The sequence below is a fragment of the Polaromonas sp. genome (genome assembly GCF_012927455.1).
GTDB lineage: Bacteria > Pseudomonadota > Gammaproteobacteria > Burkholderiales > Burkholderiaceae_C > Polaromonas.
The window spans coordinates 137,488-163,851 of sequence record NZ_JABBPE010000016.1; the positions used below are offsets into that span (position 1 = coordinate 137,488).

Annotated in this window: 29 protein-coding genes; 13 read left to right on the forward strand and 16 right to left on the reverse strand. The window is 62.9% G+C overall.

What is annotated here, in order from left to right:
- Positions 1 to 28: 28 nt before the first annotated feature.
- From HHJ18_RS15710 to HHJ18_RS15725, 4 genes are all read right to left on the reverse strand, one after another.
- Positions 29 to 1,027 carry a tripartite tricarboxylate transporter substrate binding protein gene (locus HHJ18_RS15710; RefSeq protein WP_296916789.1) on the reverse strand — a complete coding sequence of 333 codons (999 nt, stop codon included), beginning with the start codon at positions 1,025 to 1,027 and terminating at the stop codon, positions 29 to 31.
- A gap of 96 nt (positions 1,028 to 1,123) precedes the next feature.
- Positions 1,124 to 2,017 carry a LysR substrate-binding domain-containing protein gene (locus HHJ18_RS15715; protein WP_296916790.1) on the reverse strand — a complete coding sequence of 298 codons (894 nt, stop codon included), beginning with the start codon at positions 2,015 to 2,017 and terminating at the stop codon, positions 1,124 to 1,126.
- Between the two features lie 32 nt (positions 2,018 to 2,049).
- Positions 2,050 to 2,889: an orotidine-5'-phosphate decarboxylase gene (gene pyrF, locus HHJ18_RS15720; RefSeq protein WP_296916791.1), complete on the reverse strand. Its 840-nt coding sequence runs from the start codon at positions 2,887 to 2,889 to the stop codon at positions 2,050 to 2,052.
- A gap of 151 nt (positions 2,890 to 3,040) precedes the next feature.
- Complete coding sequence (locus tag HHJ18_RS15725; RefSeq protein ID WP_296916792.1) at positions 3,041 to 5,584, reverse strand: cytochrome c3 family protein; 2,544 nt, start codon at positions 5,582 to 5,584, stop codon at positions 3,041 to 3,043.
- Between the two features lie 258 nt (positions 5,585 to 5,842).
- Between HHJ18_RS15725 and HHJ18_RS15730 the strand changes: the two genes are divergently transcribed.
- Positions 5,843 to 6,730 (forward strand): DMT family transporter, encoded by an 888-nt coding sequence (locus HHJ18_RS15730; protein WP_296916793.1) that lies wholly within the window; start codon positions 5,843 to 5,845, stop codon positions 6,728 to 6,730.
- A gap of 18 nt (positions 6,731 to 6,748) precedes the next feature.
- On the opposite strand, the gene HHJ18_RS15735 is transcribed toward HHJ18_RS15730, so the two are convergent.
- The 3 genes from HHJ18_RS15735 to tsaB all read right to left on the reverse strand — a co-directional run bounded on the left by HHJ18_RS15735 (position 6,749) and on the right by tsaB (position 8,869).
- A complete protein-coding gene (locus tag HHJ18_RS15735) occupies positions 6,749 to 7,513 on the reverse strand; it encodes a uracil-DNA glycosylase family protein (protein ID WP_296916794.1) in 765 nt (254 codons plus the stop codon).
- On the reverse strand, positions 7,510 to 7,989 hold the full coding sequence (gene rimI / locus HHJ18_RS15740) for a ribosomal protein S18-alanine N-acetyltransferase (RefSeq protein WP_296916795.1): 480 nt from the start codon (positions 7,987 to 7,989) through the stop codon (positions 7,510 to 7,512). Before rimI ends, HHJ18_RS15735 begins: the two co-directional genes overlap by 4 nt.
- A gap of 67 nt (positions 7,990 to 8,056) precedes the next feature.
- A complete protein-coding gene (gene tsaB, locus HHJ18_RS15745) occupies positions 8,057 to 8,869 on the reverse strand; it encodes a tRNA (adenosine(37)-N6)-threonylcarbamoyltransferase complex dimerization subunit type 1 TsaB (RefSeq protein WP_296916796.1) in 813 nt (270 codons plus the stop codon).
- Between the two features lie 188 nt (positions 8,870 to 9,057).
- Here tsaB and dacB point away from each other — a divergent pair, with 188 nt between their 5' ends.
- The 3 genes from dacB to HHJ18_RS15760 all read left to right on the forward strand — a co-directional run bounded on the left by dacB (position 9,058) and on the right by HHJ18_RS15760 (position 11,611).
- Complete coding sequence (gene dacB, locus HHJ18_RS15750) at positions 9,058 to 10,554, forward strand: D-alanyl-D-alanine carboxypeptidase/D-alanyl-D-alanine-endopeptidase (RefSeq protein ID WP_296916797.1); 1,497 nt, start codon at positions 9,058 to 9,060, stop codon at positions 10,552 to 10,554.
- Positions 10,551 to 10,826: a SemiSWEET transporter gene (locus HHJ18_RS15755; protein WP_296916798.1), complete on the forward strand. Its 276-nt coding sequence runs from the start codon at positions 10,551 to 10,553 to the stop codon at positions 10,824 to 10,826. Before dacB ends, HHJ18_RS15755 begins: the two co-directional genes overlap by 4 nt.
- Positions 10,827 to 10,957: 131 nt before the next feature.
- Positions 10,958 to 11,611 (forward strand): hypothetical protein, encoded by a 654-nt coding sequence (locus HHJ18_RS15760; RefSeq protein WP_296916799.1) that lies wholly within the window; start codon positions 10,958 to 10,960, stop codon positions 11,609 to 11,611.
- 82 nt (positions 11,612 to 11,693) lie between these two features.
- On the opposite strand, the gene HHJ18_RS15765 is transcribed toward HHJ18_RS15760, so the two are convergent.
- Positions 11,694 to 12,020: a metalloregulator ArsR/SmtB family transcription factor gene (locus HHJ18_RS15765; protein ID WP_296916800.1), complete on the reverse strand. Its 327-nt coding sequence runs from the start codon at positions 12,018 to 12,020 to the stop codon at positions 11,694 to 11,696.
- Positions 12,021 to 12,130: 110 nt separating this feature from the next.
- Between HHJ18_RS15765 and HHJ18_RS15770 the strand changes: the two genes are divergently transcribed.
- Together HHJ18_RS15770 and HHJ18_RS15775 are read left to right on the forward strand one after the other, a co-directional pair.
- Positions 12,131 to 13,009 (forward strand): MBL fold metallo-hydrolase, encoded by an 879-nt coding sequence (locus tag HHJ18_RS15770; protein ID WP_296916801.1) that lies wholly within the window; start codon positions 12,131 to 12,133, stop codon positions 13,007 to 13,009.
- Positions 13,010 to 13,132: 123 nt separating this feature from the next.
- On the forward strand, positions 13,133 to 13,474 hold the full coding sequence (locus HHJ18_RS15775) for a zinc ribbon domain-containing protein YjdM (RefSeq protein ID WP_296916802.1): 342 nt from the start codon (positions 13,133 to 13,135) through the stop codon (positions 13,472 to 13,474).
- Positions 13,475 to 13,512: 38 nt separating this feature from the next.
- Here the strand turns inward: HHJ18_RS15775 and HHJ18_RS15780 are convergent, their stop codons facing one another.
- Together HHJ18_RS15780 and HHJ18_RS15785 are read right to left on the reverse strand one after the other, a co-directional pair.
- The gene (locus tag HHJ18_RS15780; RefSeq protein WP_366558849.1) at positions 13,513 to 13,908 is read right to left on the reverse strand and encodes a C40 family peptidase; all 396 of its coding nucleotides are present in this window, start codon (positions 13,906 to 13,908) and stop codon (positions 13,513 to 13,515) included.
- Between the two features lie 159 nt (positions 13,909 to 14,067).
- Complete coding sequence (locus HHJ18_RS15785) at positions 14,068 to 14,313, reverse strand: hypothetical protein (protein ID WP_296916804.1); 246 nt, start codon at positions 14,311 to 14,313, stop codon at positions 14,068 to 14,070.
- Between the two features lie 282 nt (positions 14,314 to 14,595).
- Between HHJ18_RS15785 and HHJ18_RS15790 the strand changes: the two genes are divergently transcribed.
- Both HHJ18_RS15790 and HHJ18_RS15795 read left to right on the forward strand, forming a co-directional pair.
- Positions 14,596 to 14,943, forward strand: a complete 348-nt coding sequence (locus HHJ18_RS15790; RefSeq protein WP_296916805.1) for an RNA-binding protein — start codon at positions 14,596 to 14,598, stop codon at positions 14,941 to 14,943.
- Between the two features lie 214 nt (positions 14,944 to 15,157).
- The gene (locus HHJ18_RS15795) at positions 15,158 to 16,162 is read left to right on the forward strand and encodes an AAA family ATPase (RefSeq protein WP_296916806.1); all 1,005 of its coding nucleotides are present in this window, start codon (positions 15,158 to 15,160) and stop codon (positions 16,160 to 16,162) included.
- Positions 16,163 to 16,213: 51 nt separating this feature from the next.
- Here the strand turns inward: HHJ18_RS15795 and HHJ18_RS15800 are convergent, their stop codons facing one another.
- The 3 genes from HHJ18_RS15800 to HHJ18_RS15810 all read right to left on the reverse strand — a co-directional run bounded on the left by HHJ18_RS15800 (position 16,214) and on the right by HHJ18_RS15810 (position 18,830).
- A complete protein-coding gene (locus HHJ18_RS15800; protein WP_296916807.1) occupies positions 16,214 to 16,951 on the reverse strand; it encodes a hypothetical protein in 738 nt (245 codons plus the stop codon).
- 333 nt (positions 16,952 to 17,284) lie between these two features.
- Entirely contained in the window at positions 17,285 to 18,385 is a 1,101-nt protein-coding gene (locus tag HHJ18_RS15805) for a PHB depolymerase family esterase (protein WP_296916808.1), read from the reverse strand.
- Between the two features lie 25 nt (positions 18,386 to 18,410).
- The gene (locus HHJ18_RS15810) at positions 18,411 to 18,830 is read right to left on the reverse strand and encodes a CopG family transcriptional regulator (RefSeq protein ID WP_296916809.1); all 420 of its coding nucleotides are present in this window, start codon (positions 18,828 to 18,830) and stop codon (positions 18,411 to 18,413) included.
- A gap of 197 nt (positions 18,831 to 19,027) precedes the next feature.
- Between HHJ18_RS15810 and HHJ18_RS15815 the strand changes: the two genes are divergently transcribed.
- Positions 19,028 to 20,176 carry a branched-chain amino acid ABC transporter substrate-binding protein gene (locus HHJ18_RS15815; RefSeq protein WP_296916810.1) on the forward strand — a complete coding sequence of 383 codons (1,149 nt, stop codon included), beginning with the start codon at positions 19,028 to 19,030 and terminating at the stop codon, positions 20,174 to 20,176.
- Positions 20,177 to 20,405: 229 nt separating this feature from the next.
- Positions 20,406 to 22,001 (forward strand): methyl-accepting chemotaxis protein, encoded by a 1,596-nt coding sequence (locus HHJ18_RS15820; RefSeq protein WP_296916811.1) that lies wholly within the window; start codon positions 20,406 to 20,408, stop codon positions 21,999 to 22,001.
- 54 nt (positions 22,002 to 22,055) lie between these two features.
- Here HHJ18_RS15820 and HHJ18_RS15825 read toward each other — a convergent pair whose 3' ends face one another.
- From HHJ18_RS15825 to purE, 3 genes are read right to left on the reverse strand one after another with little or no spacing between them, the layout of a single operon-like run.
- Positions 22,056 to 23,054 carry an L-threonylcarbamoyladenylate synthase gene (locus HHJ18_RS15825; RefSeq protein ID WP_296916812.1) on the reverse strand — a complete coding sequence of 333 codons (999 nt, stop codon included), beginning with the start codon at positions 23,052 to 23,054 and terminating at the stop codon, positions 22,056 to 22,058.
- Positions 23,054 to 24,265, reverse strand: coding sequence for a 5-(carboxyamino)imidazole ribonucleotide synthase (locus tag HHJ18_RS15830; RefSeq protein ID WP_296916813.1), 1,212 nt, complete (start codon positions 24,263 to 24,265; stop codon positions 23,054 to 23,056). The genes HHJ18_RS15825 and HHJ18_RS15830 overlap by 1 nt, the downstream gene beginning before the upstream one ends.
- Positions 24,262 to 24,780, reverse strand: coding sequence for a 5-(carboxyamino)imidazole ribonucleotide mutase (purE, locus tag HHJ18_RS15835; protein ID WP_296916814.1), 519 nt, complete (start codon positions 24,778 to 24,780; stop codon positions 24,262 to 24,264). The genes HHJ18_RS15830 and purE overlap by 4 nt, the downstream gene beginning before the upstream one ends.
- A 150-nt stretch (positions 24,781 to 24,930) precedes the next feature.
- Here purE and trxA point away from each other — a divergent pair, with 150 nt between their 5' ends.
- From trxA to HHJ18_RS15850, 3 genes are all read left to right on the forward strand, one after another.
- On the forward strand, positions 24,931 to 25,827 hold the full coding sequence (trxA, locus tag HHJ18_RS15840; RefSeq protein ID WP_296916815.1) for a thioredoxin: 897 nt from the start codon (positions 24,931 to 24,933) through the stop codon (positions 25,825 to 25,827).
- A gap of 218 nt (positions 25,828 to 26,045) precedes the next feature.
- Positions 26,046 to 26,261, forward strand: a complete 216-nt coding sequence (locus HHJ18_RS15845) for a hypothetical protein (RefSeq protein ID WP_296916816.1) — start codon at positions 26,046 to 26,048, stop codon at positions 26,259 to 26,261.
- The gene (locus HHJ18_RS15850) at positions 26,258 to 26,356 is read left to right on the forward strand and encodes a potassium-transporting ATPase subunit F (protein WP_296916817.1); all 99 of its coding nucleotides are present in this window, start codon (positions 26,258 to 26,260) and stop codon (positions 26,354 to 26,356) included. Before HHJ18_RS15845 ends, HHJ18_RS15850 begins: the two co-directional genes overlap by 4 nt.
- Positions 26,357 to 26,364 lie beyond the last annotated feature (8 nt).

Below are 26,364 nucleotides of genomic sequence, written 5' to 3' on the forward strand. Positions count from 1 at the left end.
TTTTCCTTCAAAAAATGGCGGAGGCGGGTTATTCGCTGATCTTCGCGAAATCGACAATCTTCTTGTACTTCGCAACCTCGGTGCTGAGGAAGCGGGGCATGTCCACATTGGCCGGGGCGATGGTTGAGCTGGCGTCTTCCAGCTTTTTGCGCAACTCGGGCGACTGCAGCGCGTCGTTCAAGGCTTTCTTGAGCCTGGCCACCACCGGCGCAGGCAGATTTGCTGGCCCCATCAGCACATACCAGGTGCCGATGTCGATGCCTTTGAGCCTTGGCGTCTCGGCCAGCGCGGGGATGTCCGGCGTCACCGCGGAACGGTGGAGCTCGGTCGTGCCCAGCGCCACCAGCTTGCCGCTGCGGATGTGCGGCAGCGCGCTGGACAACACATAGACGCCAAAGTCGATATTGTTGCCAAGCAGGTCATTGGTCAGGGGTGCTACGCCGCGGTAGGGGATGTGCGTGATGAACAGTCCGGCTTGTTCCTTGACCATTTCACCGGCCAGGTGCAGCGAGCTGCCGACCCCCGACGAGCCATAGCTGAACTTGCCGGGGTTTTGCTTGACCGCGCTGAGAAACTGATCGACTGTTTTGACACCGGACTTCTGCGAGGCCACCAGCACCAACGGCTGCGAGGCAATCAGGCCCAACGGCGTGAAGTCCTTGAGCTCGTATTTGACCGATGGAGACACCAGCCGGTTGATGGCAATTTCATTGTTGGCACCGACCAGCAGCGTGTAACCATCCGGCGCCGCATGGACCACTTTCTGAGCGCCAATCGCGCCCGCCGCACCACCGATGTTTTCGATCACCACCGGCACGCCGAGTTTTTTCGCCAGCTCGGCGGCCAAGGTACGGCCGGTCAGGTCGGTGCTTCCGCCCGGCGGGTAGGCCACCACCAGGGTCACCGGCTTGCTGGGATAGGCCTCGGGCTGCGCCGCAGCGGGCAAAGCCGCCAGCAGCGACATGGCGCCCGCGACCGTTAGTGCCAGCCAACGCGTGGCGTGAAGGACAGAACAAGGGACGAGCATCGCGACTCCTGAAGAACACAGATTCCTCTATTGTCATCAGGACAATGTCCAAGCCCGTGCTACTTCGGCACAACTTGTGGCCGTTTTGGCAAACGATCAGCGCTTTGCCAGCACCTGCCACATGCGTTCAGCCAGCGCATTCAGGCGGCGCTTGGCGCGGTAAACCCGGACCTCGAAAGACACTTCCAGCCGCGCGTCGCCTAGCACCACCAGCTGGCCGGCCTTGCAGGCACCCGACACCATTGACCAGGGTAGCCACGCCACGCCAAGGCCCTTGCGGGCGTATTCGAACACGGCGTCGGCCGAGTCGCACTCGATCACCCGCCGCAGGCGCGGGGCATGAGGGTTGTGGGCCAGATGGTCCTGAACCAGCCGGCCCAGCGCCAGCGTCCCGGCATAGGCCAGGTAAGGAGTGGCGGCCTGCGCGCCAAAGCTGTGCTGGGCCCGCCCCGAGGCGTTGGCCCGGGTCACCGGCACCAGCTTGTCTTGTGCCAGCGTCAGGTGCGCGTACTGCCGGGCGCTGAGCCGCACGGCCAGCAGCGGGTGGTGGTAAATCAGCATGAAATCCACCTCCCCGCGCTCTAGCATCTGCGCAGTATCAGTCAGCGAGCGGGTCAGGATGCGCAACTCGCCCTGGGCCAGCAGCGGCCGCAGACGCAGCAGCAGATCGGCCGCGAGGGTGCGAGCCAGCGTGCGCCCGGTGGCGAGGCTAACGGTGTTTTCGTGGCGCCCGGCAGCGTCGAGCAATTCCTCGCGCGCATGCCCGAGAGTGCCCACCATCTGCTGCGCGTTGTCCAGCAGGCTCGCTCCTGCGGCGGTCAGAGCCAGCGGCGAGCTGTCGCGCTCAATCAGCGCGGTGCCGGCCCAGGCTTCCAGCGCCTTGATGCGGCGCCCGAACGCCGGGTGGGTGACGTGCCGCAACTCGGCCGCACGGCTGAAATTGCGAGTTTGCGCGAGCGCCACAAAATCTTCCAGCCATTTGAGTTGCATCGCCGGCGCGCAGGTTGGAAAGTCGCAAAGCCTTAGGCGCGCGCAACTCGCAGCACGTCGCGAGTTTTGACGGCTTCACGCCGCGCCGCTTCGGCAAAATCGTCACCCGACGAGGCATACAAAATCGCGCGTGACGAATTGACGATGATGGGGGCGAGGGTGACGCCGTCCAGTCCGCGCCAGCCGGCGCCAACCGTAGCCACAGCGTCGCCGCCCTGGGCACCGACGCCGGGAATCAGCAGCGGCAAAGTCGGCGCCATGGCGCGCACGCGCTCGATTTCGGCCGGATAGGTGGCGCCCACCACCAGGCCAAGCTGGCCGTTGCTATTCCACGGGCCCTGCGCCAGCCGCGCGATGTGTTCGTACAGCAGCGGCTGGCCGTCGACCGACGCCAGGCGCTGGTTTTGCAGGTCGTCGCCGCCGGGGTTGGAGGTGCGGCACAGCAAAAACGCACCCTTGCCGTGGTAAGTCAGGTACGGCTGCACCGAGTCAAAACCCATGAAGGGCGAGAGCGTGACGGCGTCGGCGCCGTAGCGCTCGAAGGCCTCGATGGCGTACTGCGCGGCGGTGCTGCCGATGTCGCCGCGCTTGGCGTCCAGAATGATGGGCACGCCCGGCGCGGCGCGGCGCATGTGCGCCATCAGCCGCTCGAGCTGGTCTTCGGCGCGGTGCGCGGCAAAGTAAGCGATCTGCGGCTTGAAAGCGATGACCAGGTCGGCGCTGGCGTCGACAATGGCGGCGCAAAAATCGTAAATTTTTCCAGCATCGCCCTGGAGCCTGCCGGGGAATTTGGCCGGATCCGGGTCCAGGCCGACGCACAGCATGGAGTGGTTCTGGCGTTCTGCGGCGGCGAGCATGGCAAGGAAGGTCATTGGCTATTGTAAGAAGCGCTTAGACCCCCTAAAGTCAAGTTAGCCCTTTTGGCCCTGCACCCCCGCAGGCACCGGAGCTTCTGCTCTTTACGCCAATTCACGCCGTGCAGCGAGCGAGCCGGTCAGGCGTGCGTTGTCGTCGGCTTAAGCCTCAGGGCGGGCTGCCGCACATCGCGCCTCTCATATAGTCTTTTCCGCCGCAATCACCAGCGGCCCAGGCGCCGCTGCTGGCAAACGTAGTAACCCGCAGTACCGCCTTGTAATAGTAAGGACCGTTGGTGTACGCCCCCGTTGGTGCTGCGGTGCCGGCCGTCTTACCCACCTCCGGCCCTAGATCGTTCAGGTTCACCAGCAAGCCCTTGTTCTTCCAGCCATGCGGTACGGCGACATGACACCAGGTGCAGCGCAGTTCTTTGCCCATCCTGTCGACGTGATAATTGTGCAGATTGCCCTTACCGCTGGAACGATCGTAAAAGCCGGTTTTTCTCCCGGTGTCGTTTCCGCTCGTGTAGTTGGCCTTCGCATGGCACTTGAAGCACAGCAGGCTGGCGTTGCCGCCGCCGGTATCGGTCCATGCCCCCTTTAATATGAAATCGTTAGTGGACCCATGCGGGCCCCAAGGGTTGCCGTTGTCGCCATTGTCGGGAACGACCGAGGTCGTCGATATCACGCTGGAGCCATGGCAGTCGCTGCAATACATCGTGTTCGATCCAACCTGGTTATTCCAGGGGGCCAGCCACGGATTACCGCCGCTCATGCCGCGTATGGTGGTCGTGCGACCCGTGGCATTCATCACCGGATGCCAGGATCGGTGATTGACTTTGCCGGCGCCTTCAAAGGCCGCCGCCGCTCCGCCTCCCGCGACACCCACTGTTTCTCCAGCATGAGCAATAGGCGCTTGGAATTCCTTGGCCTGATTCGTGTACATCGTCACGCCATTGGTGTTGGGTGGTGTGCCTGGCGTTCCCAGCGTTGGCCGATTGCCGAAGCCAGTGCCACCATCGGTTTGAGGCAGATTGTTGTCGGAATAACCATAGTCGGAATGGCACTTCAGGCAAATCTGGTATTCCCGCGTCACGAAAGTTTCGGTAACTGCTGCACTGCTGCTGGTTCCCGGATCGCCGCGCACAACCCGGAAACCTGTCGGCAGTGATTGAAATGATGCACCAACACCACCACCATAAGTTGGCTCGACCCCCCAACTGCCGCGCAGTACGCCAGACGCAATATTGGTGTGATTCATGGCGTTATCGGTGTGCGGATGGGTACCTGCCGCATCGGGCGTACCCGTGATGTTGCCCGACGACGAATTGCCACGGAAATCGCGGAATTTGACCACTCGGTGCGGGTTGTGGCAATCAGAGCATTCCGCGTGGCGGTTGGTTAAGTTGCCCTCGCCAAGTTTGGTACGCGACTCCAGCATATCTATGCCGCATTTGCCGGTTATCTTGCTGCAATCAGCGCGGGGACCGTCGTTAAATACACCGCCGATGTCGTGCACTTCCGTGGCGGCAGCGATCGGCATGTGGGTGGCTAGGCCGAAATCCGTCTTGATATCCGGGATGGCGTTGGCACTCAGCGGGGCATAGGTCACAGCTGAGCTGCCGAAAGGGGCGTGGCACTGGTAGCAGGCCTCTTCCAGCGCAGCGCTGCCGCCGGTCTTGGTATTCGTACCCTCACGCAGCAGACGCCGCGAATCCTGTACCGAATGCGTGTCGTGGCAGTTCAGACAGCCGACCTGCCATACCGGCGGATTGGCGTTGGCAGGAGTGTCCAGCGAGGACGGAAATTCACGCAGCTGGGCCGCCGCCGGGGTATACCTCTGAGTGGCCACTTGGCTATTGGCATGCGCTGAAAATGCCCACGACGCACCGGCCTTGTCGTGGCAGGCCAGGCAGATGATGTCGCTGGCAGAATTGAAAATGGCGCCTGCGGGCTGCGCCACCTGGAAGCGGTTCATGCGCAGGAATTTGGCGTTGCCATTGCTGGCGGTTTTGTCGCGCAGATGCGGATCGTGGCAGGTTGAACACTGCACCTGGTTGTTTTCCAGCGGCAGCTTGGGCGGTGTCGCGCCGCGCACACGGTTGCCGACCAGCACGCCATCGGGGCTGCGCAGTTCGCCGTCGCGACCGGCCAGCGTGCTGTCATAGGTGAACGAGATAGGATGGTCGTTGCTCAGGTCGGTTCCCAGGTTGCGCGTGAACCCGGTCCCCGCGCCGGGGCTGATTGGCATCTTGCCCCCAGACGTGCCGGTCATCGCGATGGTGGCGTTTTTGATGCCGTTCAGCACGTTGACCTTGTCGATCGCCATCGTGCCGTCGTGACACGACAGGCAGAGTTTGGAACTGCCGCCCGGCGCCGCGGCCAATTGCGCCGCATCCGCTTCCAGCGAGCTGGAGGTGTAGGGCGTGTAAGTGGCGCCCGACAATTGCCGGTTCCACAGCGGCGCCACGATGCCCGAAGTCGCCTCATGAGGGGTATGGCAAAACACGCAGACTTGCGTTTCGGAAGTCGCCTTGACGGCCCGGACCGGCACCGTACCGCCGGATGGAGTTGCAGACCCGTCGGCCGCCGCCGACAAGTTGTGCTTGGTGCCGCGCACATCGGAAATCTTGTTGCTTGCGGCAATCTGCGCCTGCGCAAACGCCGTGAACAGCAACAGCGCAAGTGTGGCCAGCCTGGCCATGGAAAGCATACGGCACGACATCCAGGCCATCCCCAACTAAAAAATTCGGATTCAAATACGAGCCAAGACCCGTGCGCGGCGAACATATTTGTTGCCATTGTTACTATTTGTATAGTAGGGGGTCAGTGAAACGTTTAGTAGCACTGCATCGCAATAGCTTGACATGGCTCAATCTTCAGTGAAATGCTGGCATCTCCGGCGGCTTAGGGTCCAGGCGCAAAACCGGCACAATCCACGCTGGCCCAACTAGCGCCCCGGCGCCTTCGCATGCAACTTAACCGCCGGCAACTCGTTCTTCTGGTTTTTCTGACACTGGTGTGGGGTATCAACTGGCCAGTGATGAAGCTGGGTGTAGCCGACTTTGCGCCGTTGGCGTTTCGCGCCCTCTCGATATGGCTGGGCCTGCCACTGCTGGGACTGGCAGTGGTGGTCCTGAAAATCCCGTTCTACGTGCCGCGCCCGCACTACCGCGCGTTGTTCGGGCTGGCGGTCACCAACATGCTGGTCTGGCATGTGCTGATCATTCTGGCCGTGAAAGACCTCAGCAGCGGGCGCACGGCGATTTTGGGCTACACCATGCCGATTTTTTCGGCGCTGATTGGCGCCTGGTTTTTTGGCGCGCGCCTGAAAGCCCGCAACTGGCTGGGCGTGGCTGCGGCCGCGCTGGGCGTCTCGCTGCTGCTTTGGTACGAGCTGAGCCAGCTGTCGGGCCACCCGGTGGCGGTGCTAAGCGCGCTCCTGGCGGCCGCCGTCTGGGCCGTCGGAACGCAGCAACTGCGCCACAGCACCCTGCCCGCCGCCACGCTGACGCTGGCGTTCTGGATGACGCTGATGACGGCCGTGCTGCTGTCGCTGCTGAGCCTGCTGTTTGAGCGCGCGCAGTGGCATATGCCCTCGCCGCGCACCTGGGCCGCTATTGTTTACAACGCGGTACTGATTTTTGGCTTTGCTCAGGCCGCCTGGTTCACGCTGGCGCGCTCGCTGCCGCCGGTGGCGTCTACCCTGAGCGTGATGATGATCCCGGTGCTTGGCGTGTTTTCCGGCGCCATCGGCCTCGGCGAAGTATTGCACTGGCAGGACTGGACTGCGGTGCTGCTGATGGTGGCGGCAATTGCCTCGGTGCTGGCGCCCAGCCGGGCGGTCGTCAGGGCCTGAAAGGGCGCAGCTATTCCATCAGGCCGGGGGCCGTGCCAGGCTCATCGCCAGACACAGGTCCGCCCAGGCCTTGGCCTTGTCGGCCGGGCTGCGCAGCAGGTAGGGCGCGTCGTACGTCACCACCGTGGCGCGGCCGTGCAGGCGGTGCACCTGGCCGCGCAGTTTGCCGAAAGGCAGCGTCGACTGCAGCAAGCCCTGCGCCGCCAGCCGGCCCATCACCAGCACGACATCGGGCTGAGCCCGCTCTAACAGTGCTGCCAGCGCGGCCGAAAAGTCTGCCGCTGCGCCGCCGCCGGCCGCGTGACGCGCCAGTGGCGCCAGCAGCACCGCGCCGGCCTGCTGCAGGCGGGCGGCACGCAGCATGTTGTCGAGCAGCTTGCCGGCATCGCCCAGAAACGGCGGGTCGTGCAGCGCGGCCGCGCCGCTTTCGGCCAGCACCAGCCAGCGCGCGCCCTGCGCCCGAGCCGTATCGGCGCTATCGGCGCTATCGGCGCTATCGGCGTAGAGCAGCTGCGCCTCACCTAGTTGCCAGACGGCCGCACCGCCGCCGGAGCGCTCGGCAACTGGCGGCGCCGGGGTGGGCACTGCGGCGGGCCCTGACGGAGCCTCTCCTGAAACCGCCATCTTCCCAGTCAAAAGTCCTGCAGCCTCCTCAGTATCCGCGCGAGCAGCTATTAAATCAATAGCAACCAGAGGTTCGGCAGGCACCGTGGCCGGCTGCCAGACGCGCACGCCCATCTCGCGCAGCATGGCGCGCTGGCGTTTGTCCAGGTCAAGGCTCACAGGGGAAAACTCATGACAATGGCGTCTTCCCGCCCGGCAGCCGTCGCCGGATAGTAGTTGCGGCGCACGCCCATCTGGCGAAAGCCATAGCGCTCGTAAATGCTTTTGGCGCGCGTGTTGCCCACACGCACTTCCAGCCAAAGCCACCGGGCGCCTTGGCCGCGCGACCACAGCGCCAGCGCATCCAGCATGACGCAGGCCCAGCCCTGGCGCTGATGCGCCGGCGCCACAGTGATATTGAGCAGGTGTACCTCGTCCAGGCCCTTCATGGCGACAAAGTAGCCCAGCAGCACGGCATCGGGCGCGAGGCCCGCCGTCAGCAGCTGCGCCCGGTAGCCAGCGTTGATGGAATCGGCAAAATTAACTTCCGACCAGGGATGGTCATAGGCGCTGCGCTCAAGCCGCGCTACCGCCGCCAGCCAGGCCGGCGTCATGGCTTCGAACTGGGCTTCGAGGGGTTTGAGAACAGCGCTCATGACAGGTGGGGCAGGTGGATCAAGGTCTGGGCGGTTGGTTCGGGTCAGGCATTGCAAGCTGACAAGCTTAGCCGGGATCGGCCAATTGCGTGGCTTGCGCGGCTTGCGCGGCCAGCAGCGCCTCGGCCTTGGCCAGTGCGCGCTCTTCGCTGGTGAAAGCGACTTTATCGCGCACATACAGCGGCAGCGCCAGCGCGGCAGCCACGCAATGCCCGGAGGCGGCCAGTGCGGGCGCCAGCCGCAGCAGCGCGGTCGCGCTGGGCCAGGCCGGCACGCAGGGAAGCGCGGCCAGGGCCGCAGGCAAGCGTCCGGCGTACACGCCAAACACATTGCCGGCGAACAGCTGCGGCGTCGGTCCCAGCACCAGATTTTCTGGCCGAATCAGCTCGCAGCCTTTGATGGATGTGCACAGGCCGCTATTGAATTCATAGCTTTGAACATACATCTCGTCCATCCGTGCGTCGAGCAGCGCGGTGATGGTCACGGGCGCATTACCCGGTGTGGCGGGCGTATGGGGCGCCAGTGCAGCCTGCTGAAAGCGCGCCTCCTCGGCCAGCGCCATCAGCGTATCGACCGGCAGCACTGGCAGGCCCGCGCCCTGCCTCGCGCCAAAGGCCAGGCCCTGCGCCACCGCGCAGGCCGTGCGCAGGCCGGTGAACGAGCCCGGGCCGCGGCCAAAGACAATCGCGTCGAGCCCGTCCAGCGCCAGACCGGCCTCGGCCAGCAACGCCAGAATCGCCGGGATCAGCGTGCTGGAGGCCTGCGCGCCGCCCGGACCGCTGTGCTGCCAGACGCGTACGCCGTCGGTCAGCGCAATCGACATGCGGTCGGTACTGGTGTCAAAAGCCAGAAATTTCAGGAATTCTTCGGATTTAGGCATCAAATAAGGCTCTAGCCCATACGGTACGAGCGTTAGCAGCTATTAAAAACATAGTGAATAGAGTGCGGCGCCAAGTTAGCCCTGCCTCAAGACGGCCGGCCGGGCTTGCCGCAGAGTTGCGACGCGCCTCAGTGATTATCCGGCCTGGGCTGGCCGGTGTGGTCTGACATGACACGGATAATCGACGCATGCTTTTCAACGCACCCCCCAGTCAGTTCACGGCGCGACTGCTCGCCTGCTTGATTTTCCTTGCCGTAAGCGCGCCGGTGCTGGCTCAAAACGCCGCATCAACCCTGCCGCCTGAGGTCGACGCCCTGCTGGCCCGCGCCAAAGTGCCGCGCGAGGCGCTGGCGGCCATTGTGGTGGACGCCGCGCCCGCCCTGGCCGGCAAATCTGCGCCGCTGCTGAGCTACCGCGCCGGCAGCCTGATGAACCCGGCCTCGGTCATGAAGCTGGTGACCACTTACGCCGGGCTGGAGCTGCTGGGCCCATCGTTTACCTGGAACACGCCGGTCTACGTCGACGGCACGGTGGCCGACGGTGTGCTGCACGGCAACCTGGTGATTCAGGGCAAGGGCGACCCCAAGTTGGTGCTGGAGCGGCTCTGGCTGCTGCTGCGCCGGGTGCAGGGGCTGGGCATCAAGACCATCAGCGGCGACATCGTGCTGGACCGCAGCGCTTTTGCGCCAGCCGCGCAAAACCCGGCCGACTTTGACGGCGAGCCGCTGCGCCCGTACAACGCCGCGCCGGATGCGCTGCTGGTCAACTTCAAGTCGGTGGTGATGACTTTTGTACCGAATCCGGCCAGCGGCAACGCCAACATCAGCTTTGAGCCGGCGCTGGCCGGCGTGCGGCAGCAGGCCAGTGTGCCGCTGTCGGCCGGGCTCAACGGCAGGGCGGCGCTGACCGAATGCGGCGACTACCGGGAGGCGCTCAAGGCCGACTTTGCCGATCCCTTGCGCATGGCCTTTAACGGCAGCTACCCGGTCGGTTGCGGCGAAAAGGTCTGGGCCATTGCCTACGCCGACCCGGCCAGCTACGCCGAGCGCGCCATCGCCGGACTGTGGCAGGAAATGGGTGGCCAGCTGGGCGGGCGGGTGCGCGAAGGCCGCGCCACGCCCCATCAGGCGCCGACGTTTGAAATGGTCTCGCCAACGCTGGCCGAGGTGATTCGGGATATCAACAAATACAGCAACAACGTGATGGCGCAGCAGCTGTTTCTGACACTCAGCCAGCAGCAGCCGGGCGGCGCCAGCAACGAGGCATCGCGCGAGCTGGTGCGCGCCTGGTGGCAGACGCGCTTTGCCGGGCCGAACAATCAACAGGAGCTGCCGGTGTTGGACAACGGCTCGGGCCTGTCGCGGCTGGAGCGCGTCACGCCACAGGGGCTGGCGCGGCTGCTGCAAACCGCCTACGTGTCGGGCGCGATGCCAGAGTTGATGGCGTCCTTGCCGATCACCGGGGTGGACGGCACGCTCAAGCGCAGCAAATCACGCGTCTCACAGGGCTGGGCGCATCTGAAAAGCGGCACACTGCGCGACGCCAGCGCGCTGGCCGGCTATGTGCACACGCCCAGCGGGCGGCGCCTGGTGGTGGTGGCCATCGTCAACCACGCCAACGCGCCAGCGGCCCGGCCAGCGCTGGAAGCGCTGGTGGACTGGGCCGTGCGGGAAGGCAGCCGATGACCCTTGTCGACCTCGTAGGCGCGCTGGCCGCCTGCCTCACCACCGTGAGTTTCTTGCCGCAAGCCTGGCTCAGCTTTAAAACCCGCGACGTCAGCGGCGTCTCGCTCGGTATGTACAGCGTGTTCACCCTGGGCGTGGCGCTTTGGCTGGTGTACGGTGTGCTGCTGAGCGCCTGGCCGATCGTGATTGCCAACGTCGTCACGCTGGCGCTGGCGCTGGCGATCCTGGGAATGAAACTGCTTTACGGACGGCGCCCGGCAAGCGCTGACTAGGCCAACCCATCCAGTTTTTTTCGCCTAAATTAGTACTATTAATGGATATTTTGTCTTTTTAAAATACTTATAATTTATTACTTTTTTATGCTGCACCGCTTTTGCCACGGCCCCGCCACGCCGCTTTCACCATGACGATTTTGATCAGAACGCCGCGCGGCGACGACGCTCTGCGCAGCCCGGACGTGCCACTCCCACGGCGCACCAAGTCGCTGCTGATTGCCATTGACGGCAAAACCGACGCGTCGCTTTATATTGCAAAGCTGTCGTCATTCGGCGATGTGGCTGCAATGCTGGAAACCTTGCTTCGCGCCGGTCTGGTGCGGGCGCTCGAGCCGGTTGCGCGCGTTGCAGGGCGCTCCGCGCCTTCCGGCGCCGCGACTGGCCAAGTCAGCACCTGGTTTCTGACGACCGCCCAGCACGCCGGAGACTTCCGGCCCTGGAGCGACACCTATGGGGTACCGCATGAGCCAGGCGGCGATTACTTCGTTGACCCGTGGAAGTTGGACGACTCGCCACTTGCACCGACAGCGGCCGCCAGCAGCCACAAGGACCGGGACTCCACCGCGCAGCAACAGGTGCGCAAGGCGGTTGCACTGATGAACAACTTTGTCGCAACTCATTTTGCCGAACGGGCCGATGAACTGCTGCCGGCCATTGACAAGCTCACCTCAGTAGAGCGCATTGCGCGAAGCCTCAGGAATTACGAAGCGCTGGTCGCGCCTGTGGGCAAGGCCGCCACGCGGCATCTGGTGGATTTGCGGGCTACGCTGACACGTCGCTGAAGTCTGGTGCGCGCCGGCGTCATTCCAGCGCGTACCAAAAACAGCGCAGTGATCGCAGCTGTGGTTTTGGTGCGGACTGGAATCAGTCTTCTTCTTTTGAACAGTAAAGCAGATACAGCAGGGCCAAAATCTCCAGCAAGGCCGGATCGGCGACGCTGTAAAAAATGTTTTTCCCCTGCCGCCGCGTACTTACCACCTGCTCGGTGCGCAGCACGCCCAGTTGCTGTGACAGTGTCGGCTGCCGAATACCCAGCAGCAACTCCAGCTCGCCGACCGAGCATTCGCCCTGCGAGATCTGGCATAGGAGCAGCAGTCGGTCCTCATTGGCCAATAGCTTCAAGGTGGCAACGGCTTGCCCGGCGTTGCTGCGCAGCAGCTCGGGACTGATGAGGAGGGGTGAGGACGTCATTCGAAATGATTAGCGGTTTTAATTGACTTCAATATATCATCTAACATAATGATGATGAATGCACCGCTCGCATGTCCCTATTTGTTGCAGCCCCGCGCAAGGAGCCACAAATGAGCACCCGCACCACCACCCAAGCCTTCTTTGACCCGCAGACCTGGACCGTGTCCTACCTGGTATGGGACAGCGCGAGCCGGCACGCCGCCGTCATAGATCCGGTGCTCGACTACGATTTCAAGTCCGGCCATACCAGCACCAGTTCTGCCGACCAGGTGCTGGCGTGCGTGCGCGAGCAGGGCCTGCAGGTCGAATGGATTTTAGAAACCCATGCGCATGCAGACCACCTGTCGGGCGCGCGCTATCTGCAAGACCGGCTGGGCGGGCGCATCGCCATTGGCGAGCACATTCGCGAGGTGCAGGCGGCCTTCAAGAAAATCTACAACCTGGAGCGCAGTTTTCTGCCCGACGGTAGCCAGTTCGACCACTTGTTCAAGGACGGCGAGACCTTCAACATCGGCACCGTGAAAGCCACCGCCCTGCTGGTGCCCGGCCACACGCCCGCTGACATGGCCTATTTGGTCGATGGCTGCGCCTTTGTCGGCGACACGCTGTTCATGCCCGACGTGGGCACGGCCCGCGCAGATTTCCCCGGCGGCGACGCGCACCAGCTTTACCGCTCCATCCACCGCCTGCTGGCGCTGCCGCCGGAGACCCACGTCTACGTCTGCCACGACTACCCGCCGGCCGCGCGTGCGGCCAAGTGGCAAACCACGGTGGCCGAGCAGCGCGCCCACAACATCCATGTGCGCGACGGCATTGGCGAGGACGAGTTTGTCGCCATGCGCACCGCCCGCGATGCGACGCTGGAGGTACCGACGCTGATCCTGCCGTCGATGCAGGTCAACGTGCGCGCCGGGCAACTGCCGCCGCCCGACGACAACGGCGTGGCCTACCTGCGGATTCCGCTGAACGCGTTGCCGCTGCACAAATAGCGCGCGCCTTTGGGCTCGGCCAGCCAGATCGGCACCGGAGAGTGCGGGTACTAAACTTTGGCTCTTTTCTTTGCCAATACTTCGGCCATTTTTCGGCCATCCCTGGCCATCTGAACGGAAACCATGCCCACTCCCCCCGCCTGCCCCCAATGCGCAATGCCCAACACCTACCCCGACGGCGACAACTATGTATGCGCCGACTGCGGCCATGAATGGGCCATGGCCGCAGCCCCTGAAGTTGTCCACAGCGACGACGCGGTGGTCAAGGATTCAAATGGCAATGTGTTGGCCGATGGCGACGCCGTGGTGCTGATCAAGGACCTGAAGGTCAAGGGCTCATCGACCACGCTGAAGATGGGCACCAAGGTCAAGAGCATCCGCCTGGTCGGCGGCGACCACGAGGTGGACTGCAAGATGGACGCCGGCAGCTTCATGCTGAAGGCTTGTTTCTTGAAGAAGGTTTGACGGGACTGGACTGGTACCTAGCGGACGGCGCACAGTCCTCAGGGCCGGCGAAAAGTCACATTCTGCGACGACCAATATTTTGAATTCAATTGAGCCAGCCTGACCTCCCCGCCAGTCGAGGGTGCGTGGACAAACCGGCCACCGCCTACATAGATGCCGGCGTGCGTGGCAACGTCGCGCTGCGCAAAGATGACCAGGTCACCCGAGCGAATGCTGTCACTGGCTACCGGCTGACCCCAATTTTGCAGCCGTGAGACGGTGCGAGGTGGCGCAAGCCCAGCCCTCGTCTGGTAGACATGGCCAATCAGCCCACTGCAGTCAAAGCCGGAGTCTGGTGTATTGCCACCATAGCGGTAAGGCGTTCCGACCAGGCCGACGGCATAGATGGTAACGTCACTGGCCTGCTCTTGCGAGATACGCGATGGCACGTTCATGCCTGCGACGCCAACAAGACCACGAGGGCGCGACGGCGCGGAGCTGCATCCCGCTAGAACCAGGACGAGCGCGATTGCCGCAGCGGTGAGGCCACGATGGTTGGAAACGGTCATACGCCTGCTTTGCCTTTCAAGCATCTCAATGGAACAAAGCGCAACTCAATTCCACTTGACATAAACCCACCCGCAAAGAACGGCACCAACAGCCCAGAGCAACCACGTTTGGGCTACCGCATAGGGGTACACCATCAAGGCCACGCCTGTCCAGGTAAGCGCCGGACTTGCTGCTTTTCGGCCCCGCCTGAATGCCACATAGCCGAGGATGCCGAACAGGATGGCGCCGGCGATGTAGGCCGGGCTGGGCAGAACCAGTCCCAGCGCTTCAAGTTTTTTCAGTTCTTCCATGCGACATCGTAAACCGGGCCGATAACTCAGGCCCTCTTGATCGTCAAACTCCCCCAGTCCAAAGCTTCACACTCACCTCGGTCTCTTGCCTCCCTCCCCGACCAAACCTATGACTTGGATCAAGGGACGGATGCCTTCCCGCACATTTACACTCAGTGCATCTGCACACTGGCTTCGGCCAAGCGTCAGTTTCGTTGATCGGTTTTCTAACCAAGACCGTCATTCCCCGCTTCGCGCATTTGATTTAAAACGCGCAAGCCTTTTTTTTGAAAGGTCCTATAAATGGGCAAAAAACTTTATGTCGGTAATCTCTCCTATTCGGTGAGCGACGATTCCCTGCAGCAACACTTCTCCGAATTTGGCACGATCTCGTCGGCCAAAGTCATGATGGACCGCGACAGCGGCCGTTCCAAGGGCTTCGGCTTCGTGGAAATGTCGAGCGACGCGGAAGCCCAGGCGGCAATCAGCGGCATGAACGGCAAATCAGTCGATGGTCGTGACATGGTGGTCAATGAAGCCCGTCCAATGGAGCCGCGTACCGGCGGCTTCGGTGGTGGTGGCGGTGGCCGTCGTGAAGGCGGTGGCGGCGGCGGCGGCGGCGGTTATGGCGGCGGTCGCAACAACTACTAAAGTCTGCATCGCAGTTGAGAAAACCGGTCTCTTGGCCGGTTTTTTTCGTCCGGCGCAGTCCTGCCAGGGAACGAACGGGCGTCGTTTTATGGACCGGTGCTGGTCGAACCCTTCACTTCAATTGCCAGCCTGAAGGCGGATTTCGCTGCATTGCGCAAAAAACGTAAATTTGTGTTGGAATGAAGTCTCGCGGCTCAACAACACGGAGTGTTCCATGGAATCCACCCACGTCGTTCCCCATGCGCCCACCTTCACGCTACCCATCGCGAAGGTGCGAAGTGTGTACCAAACCGCCGATGTCGCGCGCAAGCTCGACAAACTACACCAAAGCGATTCACGCGAGCACGACAGCTTGCGCAGCACCTACGAGCGCATGCTCGAACGCGGCCCTGACCGCTTTCAGATGAAGCCCAGCGGCATTCCCGAAATGGCTTCGCTGTATGACGCGCTTCCCAACTTTACCGACGTGCTTGACGACGTGCGGCGCCATGTGGCCCTGAGCCATGACAGCAGCGATGGCCTGGAGGTCACGCCCATGCTGCTGTTGGGTCAACCCGGCATCGGCAAGACGCATTTCGCCAAGCAGATGGCCGACTTGATAGGCACCGGCATGAACCTGGTGTCCATGAGTTCCCTGACGGCCGGCTGGCTGCTGTCCGGCTCTGCATCGCAGTGGAAGGGGGCCAAGCCTGGCAAGGTGTTCGAATCGCTGGTGGACGGCAGCTACGCCAACCCGGTGATCGTGATCGACGAGATTGACAAGGCCGCCAGCGACGCCCAGTACGACCCGCTCGGCTCGCTGTACAGCCTGCTCGAACACGACACGGCCTGTGCCTTTGTGGACGAGTTTGCCGAGGTGCCCATCGATGCGAGTCAGGTGCTGTGGATCATGACGGCCAATGATGAGCGCGGCATCCCCCACCCGATCCTGAACCGTATGAATGTGTTTGCGATTCAGCCGCTCACGCCTGGCCAGGCGCGGCACATTGCCTTGCGCCTCTACCAATCGATTCGCTCCAGTCACGATTGGGGCTCGCGCTTCGATGATTTTCCCTGCGATGATTTGCTGGACAAACTGGCCACGCTGGTCCCGCGCGAAATGCGTCGGGGCTTGATGGCGGCATTCGGCAACGCGCGGCTGGCAGGCCGGGGCGTGCTGCAGGTGGACGACCTGCCGCGCGGCACGGCCAACAAGGGCCAGATCGGGTTTATGCAATAGGCTGGGCGACGCGCTGGCCGCGCCGCTGACCCGGTCGTAACTGCCGTAATTTCAGGCGGTCAGCGCAACCAGCTTCGCCTTAAGCGCCGCATTTTCCGCGCTGAGTTCCGTGATGGTCTGCCTGAGCCGGGCGATCACGCCTTCGGGCGATTCGGGCTCGGTACGCGCGACGGCCTTGCTTTCACGCACCTGCCGGGCGGCTTGCTGCAGCTCTTTCCTGCCGCCGGCCACGGCAGCGACTTGCGCTTCAACCGGCAGCGAAGCCACGCTGGCCGCCGCGTTGATCGAAATCGTGCCCGACTTGACCGCCGCCAGCAGTTCGGGCGCGGCTGACTTCTGGATCTTTTCAATCTGGTTGACGGTGTTGCTGCTGATGCGCGCAGCCTTGGCGATAGCCTCCCGCGTCGGCACGGCTTCGGGCTTGGGCTGATCCGGTACCGGCGCTGACCCGGACGCCGGCTGCACGCGCGCGCTCAGGATGTCCTTTCTGCGCAGGGCCAGCACGCCGCGCTGGAAATCCGACACACTGCGCCGTCCCAGGTGCTGGTCAATCATCCACAGATGCACGTCGGCCAAGGATTGGAAACGCGTGTTTTGCACGGTATTGAAAGGTATGCCGTGCCGGCTGCAAATGCTGTGGCGGTTGTGTCCGTCCACCAGCACTTCGCCCCACAGCACCAGCGCGTCGCGGCAGCCCTCGGCCAGCAGGCTGCGCTCCAGCGCAGCGTGTTCGTCAAGGGTCAGCGGGTCGATGTAGGCAAGCAGTTCTTCGTTGACCGTGATGTTCATGGAGAGGCAGACAGGTAGGAAGTGGCAGGGGCGCCATTCTATAAGGCGGGTAATGTTGCGCAGTGGCGCCGCCGCGGGCTTTTGCGCAGCTCCGGTTCTGTCAGGCTTTGAAAAAGCTATTGGGTTGGGTACTACTGGCGCGGGCTGCGGGCGAGTCACCCTGGAGGACCTTGGTTTGTTGACGGCGGTCTGCGAATCTCCGGATTAAATGCCAAATTGGCCCCTAGCCCAATGAGCACGGGCGCTACTAGCTATTGAATAGATAGCTACTAGCGCCCATATCCATTGGGCCGTTCTAAAGCCAATTTGACACAAAACAAAGCTGACCTGCCTTCAATGCGTCCGACGAAGCGTATTGGCAAAGAAAAACCGCAGCATCTCTTCACTCGCATCAGGTCCCGCAGCATCGGTGTACGAACCCCGCGCACTGCCACCCGACCAGGCATGTCCGGCGCCGTGCACCGCCCAGTGTTCAGCCACGACCCTGCCCCCAGCTTCCTTGTAGATGCGCCGGGTGTAATCACGGCCGTTGCCGCTACGCGCCCTTTTCATTTCCGGCTTTGAAACACCGGCGCTGGCCGCGACGACCTGCTCGCCATTGGCCGGATGCACGGTGGCGTCCTGGTCGCCGTGAAAGACGATGGTCGGCGGGCTGACCTCGGTTCGCGGACTGGCGGCGGCGCCGGTTTGCATCACGCTAAGCGCACCCTGCACATTGGATGCCGAACCGGTGGGCAAGCCCGAATGCACGCCGACTGCGGCAAACAGGTCGGGATAGGCATCGCCCAAAATCGCCGCCATGGCGCCGCCAGCTGACAGGCCCGCCACATAGACGCGTTGTGGGTCGATGTTGTAGCGGCTCATCACATCCCGCGTCATGCCCGCCAGAATGGCCGGCTCGCCCCGGCCGCGTTTCTGGTGGTTGTGCTTGAACCAGTTCCAGCAGCGCGAGCTGTTGGCGTGCTGCGTCTGCGCTGGATAGAGCACGTAAAAGCCACGTTGGCGCGCTGCCTCGTTCATGCCGGTGCCGGCGGCAAAATCGTCGGGGTTCTGAGTGCAGCCGTGCAGCATCACGACCAGCGGCAGCGCCTCTTCAGTGGCAACCGCTGGAATGTAGAGCTTGTATTCGCGCGTGTCGGCCGCTTCGGTGTGCGTGCCGCTGATGAACTGGCCGGCTGGCCCCGGGTTGACTGGCCTGGCCGCCGGGGCTGGCGCTGCGGGTTCCGGGTCCGCCGAGGTGGTTGTCTGCTGCGCTTCGCGGTGTATCTCGCGCACTTCGACATCGATGACGTCCATGACATCGGCATGGTCAGTGGCTGCCGGCACGGCACTGCCGCTGAGCGCAGCCTGGATGGCCGCGGTGGCGGCCTGCAGGTCGCCGCCCTGGGTCAGGCGTGCGGCTTGGGACATCAGGCTTAGAAAATCGGGGTTCATGGCTTTCCTTTAAGAGAATGGAGGGTCAGCGGATTCGGCTGGCAAGCGCCGCTTTCACGGCCGGGCTGGCATGTAGCGCGCCCAGCACCACCACCGAATCAATGGCGGCCAGCGCCAGTTCCGGGGTGACGTCCAGCGCGATGGTGGCCAAGCCGAGCACACGGATTTGCAAGGCTTCGCCCGAGGCCTGCACGGCGCGCAGGTCGTCGGCCGAAAAATGCTGGATGCCCAGCACCAGCGTCTTGCGCGCCACCACCTGTTTCACCACCTCCGCATGCGCGGCCAGCTGGTTGCGGATGGCGGTGCGTATGAGGTCGGTACGGTTGGCATAAAAGCCTTCCTGCACCAGCAGATCAATCTGGCCCAGATCGACATAGCCCAGGTTGATGGTGATTTTTTCGTCGGCCGGTTTGGGCACGGCGCTTGTGTTGGCGCTTTTTAGCATGAGCGCCATCTTATCACCATCCGATGACCATCCATACGGATGGTATTTATGTAGGCCATCTACAAGCTTGCCAGCTCGATATCCGGGAAGGCACTGCGCTGCGGCGGCTCGGTCCAGTCTTGGCTTGGCTTGGCTTGGTTTGGCTTGCCGATGGAGGGTTTACCCTATAATTTTTCCTTTGCTCATTGGATTTTTTAATGCCGCAATTTTTCTTTCGCACCGCAAAGTCTTGTATTGCCACCGCTGTGCTGGCCTTGGGGGCTGCGCAGGTCCAGGCTCAGCCGGTGCAAACCGTCAAAATCGCCCACGCCGGCCCCACCTCTGGCGGCATTGCGCATATCGGAAAGGACACCGAAAACGGCGTGCAGCTTGCGATTGACGCGCTCAATACGCAAAACCTGGTGATAGGCAGCAAGAAGATTAAATTTGAGCTGGTGGCCGAGGACGACGGCGGCGAGCCGCGCCAGGCCACGGCCGTGGCGCAGAAACTGTGCGACGAGGAGGTCGCGGGCGTGATCGGGCATTTGCAGTCGGGCACCACCCTTCCGGCAGCCAGCGTGTACAGCCGCTGCGGCATTCCGCAGATCACCGCTTCGGCGACCAACCCGGCACTGACCAAGCCGGGCTACAAGACCGCCTTTAGACTGATCGCCAACGACAACGCGCTGGGCGCCGCGCTGGCGATTTTTGCCAAGGACGCGCTGCAGATCAAGCGGGTCGCCGTCATCGACGACCGCACCGCCTACGGCCAGGGCCTGGTCGAGGTGTTCAAGGCCACGGCGCGAAAAAAAGGCATCGAGGTGGTGGCCGAAGAGTTCACCAGCGACAGGGCCACCGATTTCATGGCCATCCTGACCGGCATCAAAAGCAAGAAGCCCGACGCCATCTTTTTCGGCGGCCTGGACGCGCAGGCCGGCCCTATGTTGCGCCAAATGGACCAGCTCGGCCTGTCGAACGTGAAGTTCTTTGGCGGCGATGCACTGTGCACTGAAAAGCTGCCCGCGCTGTCCAGCCAGGCGGCCGCGCTGAAAAACGTGACCTGCGCCACCGGCGGCGCGTCGCTGCAAAAAATGCAGGGCGGCGTTGAATGGAAGAAGGCTTACGACGCCAAATTCCCCGGCCAATTCCAGATCTACAGCCCTTACGCCTACGACGCGACTTTTGTTCTTGTCGACGCGATGAAGCGCGCCAACTCGGTCGACCCCAAGGTCTACCTGCCCTTCATCGGCAAAACGCAATACCGGGGCGTGACCGCGCAGATCGCCTTCACCCCCCAAGGCGAGTTGACCAAACCGGCCGTGACGCTGTACCGGTACAAAGACCATGCGCGGACGGCGCTGAACTAAGGGCAGGCTTGGCGGGCTGGACCTGTCCAGTCCGGCGGGTTGACCGAAGTATTAGCCTAAAGGGCCTCTGCTTGGCCAACTGCAAGCCCGAAGCCAACGTCAGAATAGGCGTCTGTGGTCCTGGCTGACCAGCGGGGGCCTTCGCTTCATCCTGTTTTCCCTTCCCCTTCCCTTTCCCTTTCCCGCTGCTGCAGTGCCGTCAGCGGTCGCCCTTTGAATGAAACCACCCATGTTCAAACACCCCAGCATCAAGGCCCGACTGGCACTTGGCTTCGCCCTGGTCTGCGCAATTTTCGTGTTGACGATTGCCGCCGCTGGCTTTGCGATCTTCAGCCTGTCCCAGGACATTCGAACGCTCCAGACGCAAGACCTGCCCAACGTGCTGCTGGTCGATGAAATGAACCTGAGCCGTTCAGACGTACAACAATTTCTGACCGACGTGTCGGCTACCCACGATCCAGCCGGCTACAAAGACGCTGAAGACGCAGCGCAACGGTTTCAGCAAGGCGTGCAAACGTTTCGTGAGTTTTATCAACTGGAAAAGAACGCCGAAGGGCTGAAAGAAATTGCACAGCTGGAAGCTGATTTCCTCAAGCTGTACGCCATGGGAAAAACCATGGCTGAGGTTTACCTGTCCCAGGGCATGGAAGCCGGCAACGTGCTGATGAAGGGGTCTGATACCAGCCCCGGATTTGACAAGGCCAGCGAAGTGCTGCTGACGCACATGACCGCATTTCGCCAACGCGAGGTGCAAGAAGCCAACCAGTTGGCCGCCGTTGCCGTAAAAACAGCGGCCACCATGTCGACCGGCATAGTGGCCGCGGGGCTGCTGGCCTGCGCGTTGGCGGCGCTGATTGCGGCCTGGGTAGTGCGCAGCATCTTTCAGTTGCTGGGCGGTGAGCCGAGCCAGGCCATGCGGGTGGCGCAACGTGTAGGCGCCGGCGACTTGAGTGTGCCGATTGAACTTCGACAAGGTGACAGCACCAGCCTGATGGCCGAACTTGAGACCATGCAGCAGCGCTTGAGCACGGTGGTGACGCTGGTTCGCCAAAGCTCCGAGGAAGTGGCCATGGGCAGTGTCGAAATTGCACAGGGCAATACCGACTTGTCTGCCCGCACCGAGCAACAAGCCAGCGCGCTGGAGCAAACCGCTGCATCGATGGAAGAGCTCAGTGCCACCGTCCAACAAAACGCCGAAAGCGCGCGCCAGGCCAACCAGCTGGCGCAAGGGGCTTCGTCGGTAGCGGTTCAAGGCGGCGCCGTGGTGGCCCAAGTGGTCACCACCATGAAAGGCATCAACAATGCCTCCGGCAAAATCGCCGACATCATCGGTGTCATTGAAAGCATCGCTTTTCAGACCAACATCCTGGCGCTCAATGCCGCCGTCGAAGCCGCGCGGGCGGGCGACCAGGGCCGCGGCTTTGCCGTCGTGGCCAGTGAAGTGCGTTCGCTGGCCGGGCGCAGTGCGGAGGCCGCCAAAGAGATAAAAAAACTCATAGGCGCCAGCGTCGAGCAAGTCGCGCAGGGAACGGTTCAGGCCGACCGGGCGGGCGCCACCATGTCTGAGGTGGTCAGCAGCATCCACCGGGTGACAGGCATCATGGGCGAGATTAGCGCAGCCAGCAACGAGCAAGCCATCGGGGTGGCACAAGTAGGCGAAGCGGTCACGCAAATGGACCACGCCACGCAACAAAATGCCGCGTTGGTTGAAGAGATGGCGGCAGCGGCCAGCAGTCTGAATGCCCAGTCGCAAACTCTGGTGCAGACCGTTGCCGTGTTTAAAGTGGGTGCCGGCGCTGGCATGGCGCTGGTTGGCGCCGCCTGAACACGCGGGAAAGTGGCAATTTGGCGAAAGTCTGAGCAGACCGCTCGCTCGCATTTAACTCGCCGCCGCCCGCCCCAACCGGTCGCGCACGCCGTCCCACTCCCCCGCCTCGGGCGGGTGTTCAATCCAGATCAGTTTGACGCCCTGGGCGTCGAACTCGCGCAGCACGCCGAACAGCTGCTGTGCGGTGGCCGCTGCGTCGTCGGGCATGCGGCGGTACAGCACCTGGGTGGAGGCGATACGCACGATGCTGCGGGCATAGACCGCGATGTGGGCGGCCTCTAGACCCAGCAGGTCAAGCGCGGTCTGGATGGCGTCGGCACGCATCAGGCGCACCCTGGCGTTGGGCGCATAGTGCGCCGTCAGCGTGCCGGGGGCGCGCGGCGCGGCGCCAGCACGCTGCTGCAACTCATCTTGGTCGAGCACCGGCTCGCCGCAGGCGGCCTCCAGCTGCGCGCGGGTCAGCACGCCGGGGCGCAGCAGCACCGGCTGGCCGCGTGTGCAGTCGACGATGCTGGACTCGATGCCGACCGCGCAGGGCCCGCCGTCCAGCACCAGCAGCGCATCGCCAAACTCCTGCTGCACATGCTGCGCAGTGGTCGGGCTGACGCGGCCGAAGCGATTGGCGCTGGGGCCGGCAACGCCGCTTACGCCCAATTCCAGGCAAGCCTTTAAAAAAGCCAGCGCCACCGGATGCGCCGGGCAGCGCAGGCCAATCGAGTTTTGGCCACCGGCGGCGGCGCTGGCAATGCCGTCGCGGCGCGGCAAGATGACCGTCAGCGGACCCGGCCAAAAGGCTTTCATCAGGCGGGCGGCGAACGCCGGCACGCTGCTGGCGTAATCACTGACCTGCGCCGCCTCGGCCACATGAACAATCAGCGGGTGCTCGGCAGGCCGGCCTTTGGCGGCAAAAATGTCGGCGACGGCCCGGTCGCTGGACGCATCGGCGCCCAGGCCATAGACCGTTTCGGTCGGAAACCCGACCAGCGCACCGGCCTGTATGCGGCGCGCGGCGTCAACAATCACTTGCGGGTCGCTGCCGGGCAGAATCATCAAGGGCTCGCGAAACCAAAGCCGGGCAGGCCCAGAATTTCAGCCGCCCGTCGCGCCGTGGCTTGCACGCTCGCCACATCAGCGCCGGTCACCGTCAGATGCCCCATCTTGCGGCCCGCTCGCGCCTCGGTTTTGCCGTAAAGGTGCAGGTGCGTGCCGGGCAGGGCCAGCACCGCCGGCCAGTCGGGTGCACGCGCCTGACCCTCAGCGCCAAACCAGCCATCGCCCAGCAGATTGAGCATGATGGCGGGCGAATGCTGGCGCGGTGCGGGCAGCGGCAAGCCGGCCATGGCATGGACTTGCAGGTCAAACTGCGAAACATCGCAGGCGTCCAGCGTGTAGTGGCCGCTGTTGTGCGGGCGCGGCGCCATTTCGTTGACGATGAGCGCGCCGTTTTCGCTGCCGTCGTCGATCACAAAAAACTCGACGCACAGGACACCGACGTAATCGATGTGATTTGCTATCGTTTTTGTAGCTGCAAATGCCCGTTCTGAAAGGGCTGCAGGCATATTTCCTTCATAAGCATGGGTCACTGCCAAAATCCCGTCGAGATGCACGTTGCGCTGCGGCGCAAAGCTCACGATGTCGCCATTCCAGCCGCGCGCCACGATCACCGAGCATTCGGCCTTGAGTGGCAACAGCTTTTCGAGCACGCAATGCACCTGTTCCAGCTCGGCCCAGGCGTCCGCCAGTTGCGCCGCATCTTTGACGCGGACCTGGCCCTTGCCGTCGTAACCCATGCGCGCAGTTTTCAAAATGCCCGGCAGCAGGTCTGCCGGCACGGCTTGCAGCTGCTCTGGCGTTGTGATGACCGCGTAGGGCGCGCAGCGCACGCCCGCCAGCGCGCCCGCTTCAGCGGCACTGGCCATCAAGTGGGACTTTTCCTGAATCCGGTCCTGCGCAATCGCCACGGCCGCTGCACTTGGAGCAACCGGGCGGCTGGCAGCCAGCGTTTGCAGCGCGGCGGCGGGCACGTTTTCAAACTCGGTGGTGATGGCATCGCACTGCGCGGCCAGCTGCGCCAGGCCCTGCGCGTCGTTATAACCGAAAGGGATGTGATGATGGCTGACGCGCCCGGCGGGACTTTGCGGATCGGGGTCCAGCACGGCTGTGAAGTAGCCCAGGCGCTGCGCGGCATGCACAAACATGCGGCCGAGCTGCCCGCCGCCGATCACGCCCAGCGTGGCACCGGGAAGGATGAGCGGGTTCATAGCGGCGGCAGCGTCATGGCGCGTGCGGCGCCGGTCTGCTCGGCACGAAACGCCTGCAGCTTGGCGGCCAGGGTTTGGTCATGCAGCGCCAGCATGGCGACGGCAAACAGCGCCGCGTTGGCCGCGCCAGCGTTGCCAATGGCAAAGGTGGCAACCGGCACGCCCTTGGGCATTTGCACAATGCTGTGCAGCGAGTCAACACCTTGCAAATGCTTGCTGGCCACCGGCACGCCGAGCACCGGCACAATGGTTTTGGCCGCCAGCATGCCGGGCAGATGGGCCGCGCCGCCGGCGCCGGCGATGATGGCCTGCAGGCCGCGGCCAGCGGCTTGATCGGCATAGGCCAACAGGTCATCGGGCATGCGGTGCGCCGACACCACTCTGGCCTCGTACGCCACGCCAAACTGCTGCAAAATTTGCACCGCATGCTGCATCGTGTCCCAGTCGCTGCTGGAGCCCATCAGCACACCCACCAGCGGGGCGATTGCACTGTGTGCATTGTGTGTTGTCGTCATAAAGGGGGCTTCAAGGTCCTGGGGTTGGTCGGGCGGCGCGGTCTGGGGCAGCCCCTGATTTTAAGGCTTGAGCGAGCGCCCGCGTGCTATCGTCTGGCGACTCAGCCATCCGGTTGAAAAGCGCTCTGCAAACCCCACCTCCAAAAAACCATGATAGCTATCACCACTGCCAATTTTGAAGACGAAGTCATCACGGCTTCCATGACCACCCCGGTGCTGATCGACTTCTGGGCGCCCTGGTGCGGTCCCTGCAAGTCGCTTGGGCCGATTCTGGAAAAGGTCGAGGCCGACTACGCCGGGCGCTTCAAGCTGGTGAAGATCGACTCCGACCAAGAGCAGCAGCTGGGCACCGCCTTCGGCATTCGCAGCATTCCGACCTGCATCCTGATGATGAACGGCCAGCCGGTGGACGGCTTTACCGGCGCCCTGACCGAAGGCAAGGTCAAGGAGTTTTTGGACAAGCACCTGCCGCCAGCGGCCGAGCCAGCGCCGCAAGAAGAATTAGCTGTCGAAGAAGACAACAGCCCGGAGGCGACGCTGGAAAAGCTGCAGCACGCCGTCGCTATTGATCCGGCCAGTGACAATGCCCGCTTTGACTATGTCAAGCAGCTCTTGAGCCTGGGCCGCGAAGACGATGCCAAGGTGGCGTTCGCGCCCGTGATCGCGCAAACCTCGGTGGTGCGGCGTTTTGATTCGCTGCAGCGCTGGATGGATGCTATTGATTTTGTAGCTGCTAACGCCCATGGAACGGGGGCTGGAGCCCAGTTTGACGCACAAATAGCGACCAACAAGCGGGATTTTGAAGCGCGCTTTGGCAAAGCCCGCTGGCTGATGGCGCAGCAGCACTGGACCGAGGCGCTGGACGAGCTGCTGGACATCCTGATGCGCGACCGGGCGTGGTCTGACGAGCTCGCGCGCAAAACCTACATCGCCGTGCTCGACATCATGGAAACGCCCCAGGCCAAGGTTGCCGACGGCCATATTCCGCTGGAAGATCCCGTCGTGGCGACCTATCGGCGTCGTTTGAGCAGTGTCATTTTGAGCTAGGCTGGAAAGCTGCGGGTGCGGGACGGGCCGCAAAGATCCGTCGAGGAGCGGCCCGCAGGCGCTTTCCGCTGCCCGCTTGAAGTCCTGACTGCTACTTAATTGATAGCGCTATCCGCAGGTAATGCTAAGTCTGCAACCTGTTTTTGGGTGAAACAGCGCCTCAATCCTGCCCCCACAAAGAGAGCTCGGCTTGAGCAGCGCCAAGCCGAACTCAGACCTTGGCTGAAGCCTGTTTTTACGGCTTTTTTACAGCCAGCCGACCAAGATCTTCGCCGTTTTTACGCACCACCGGCCAGACTTCAGTCATTCATTTGACTCTGGAGTTGTTCATGGATCTTGCATTTATTGCCATCGCCACCGGGCTGTGGGGCCTGATGGTTTTACTGGTCTGGGGCTTCCAGAAACTGGAACGTCCGCTGAAAGGCCGCTCATGATCAGCCTTGAAGTTCTTTATGGCCTTGGCGCGATATGCGCCATGGCGCTGCTGGCTTATCTGGCCTATGCGCTGATCTGCGCTGATCTGCGCTGAGGAATTTT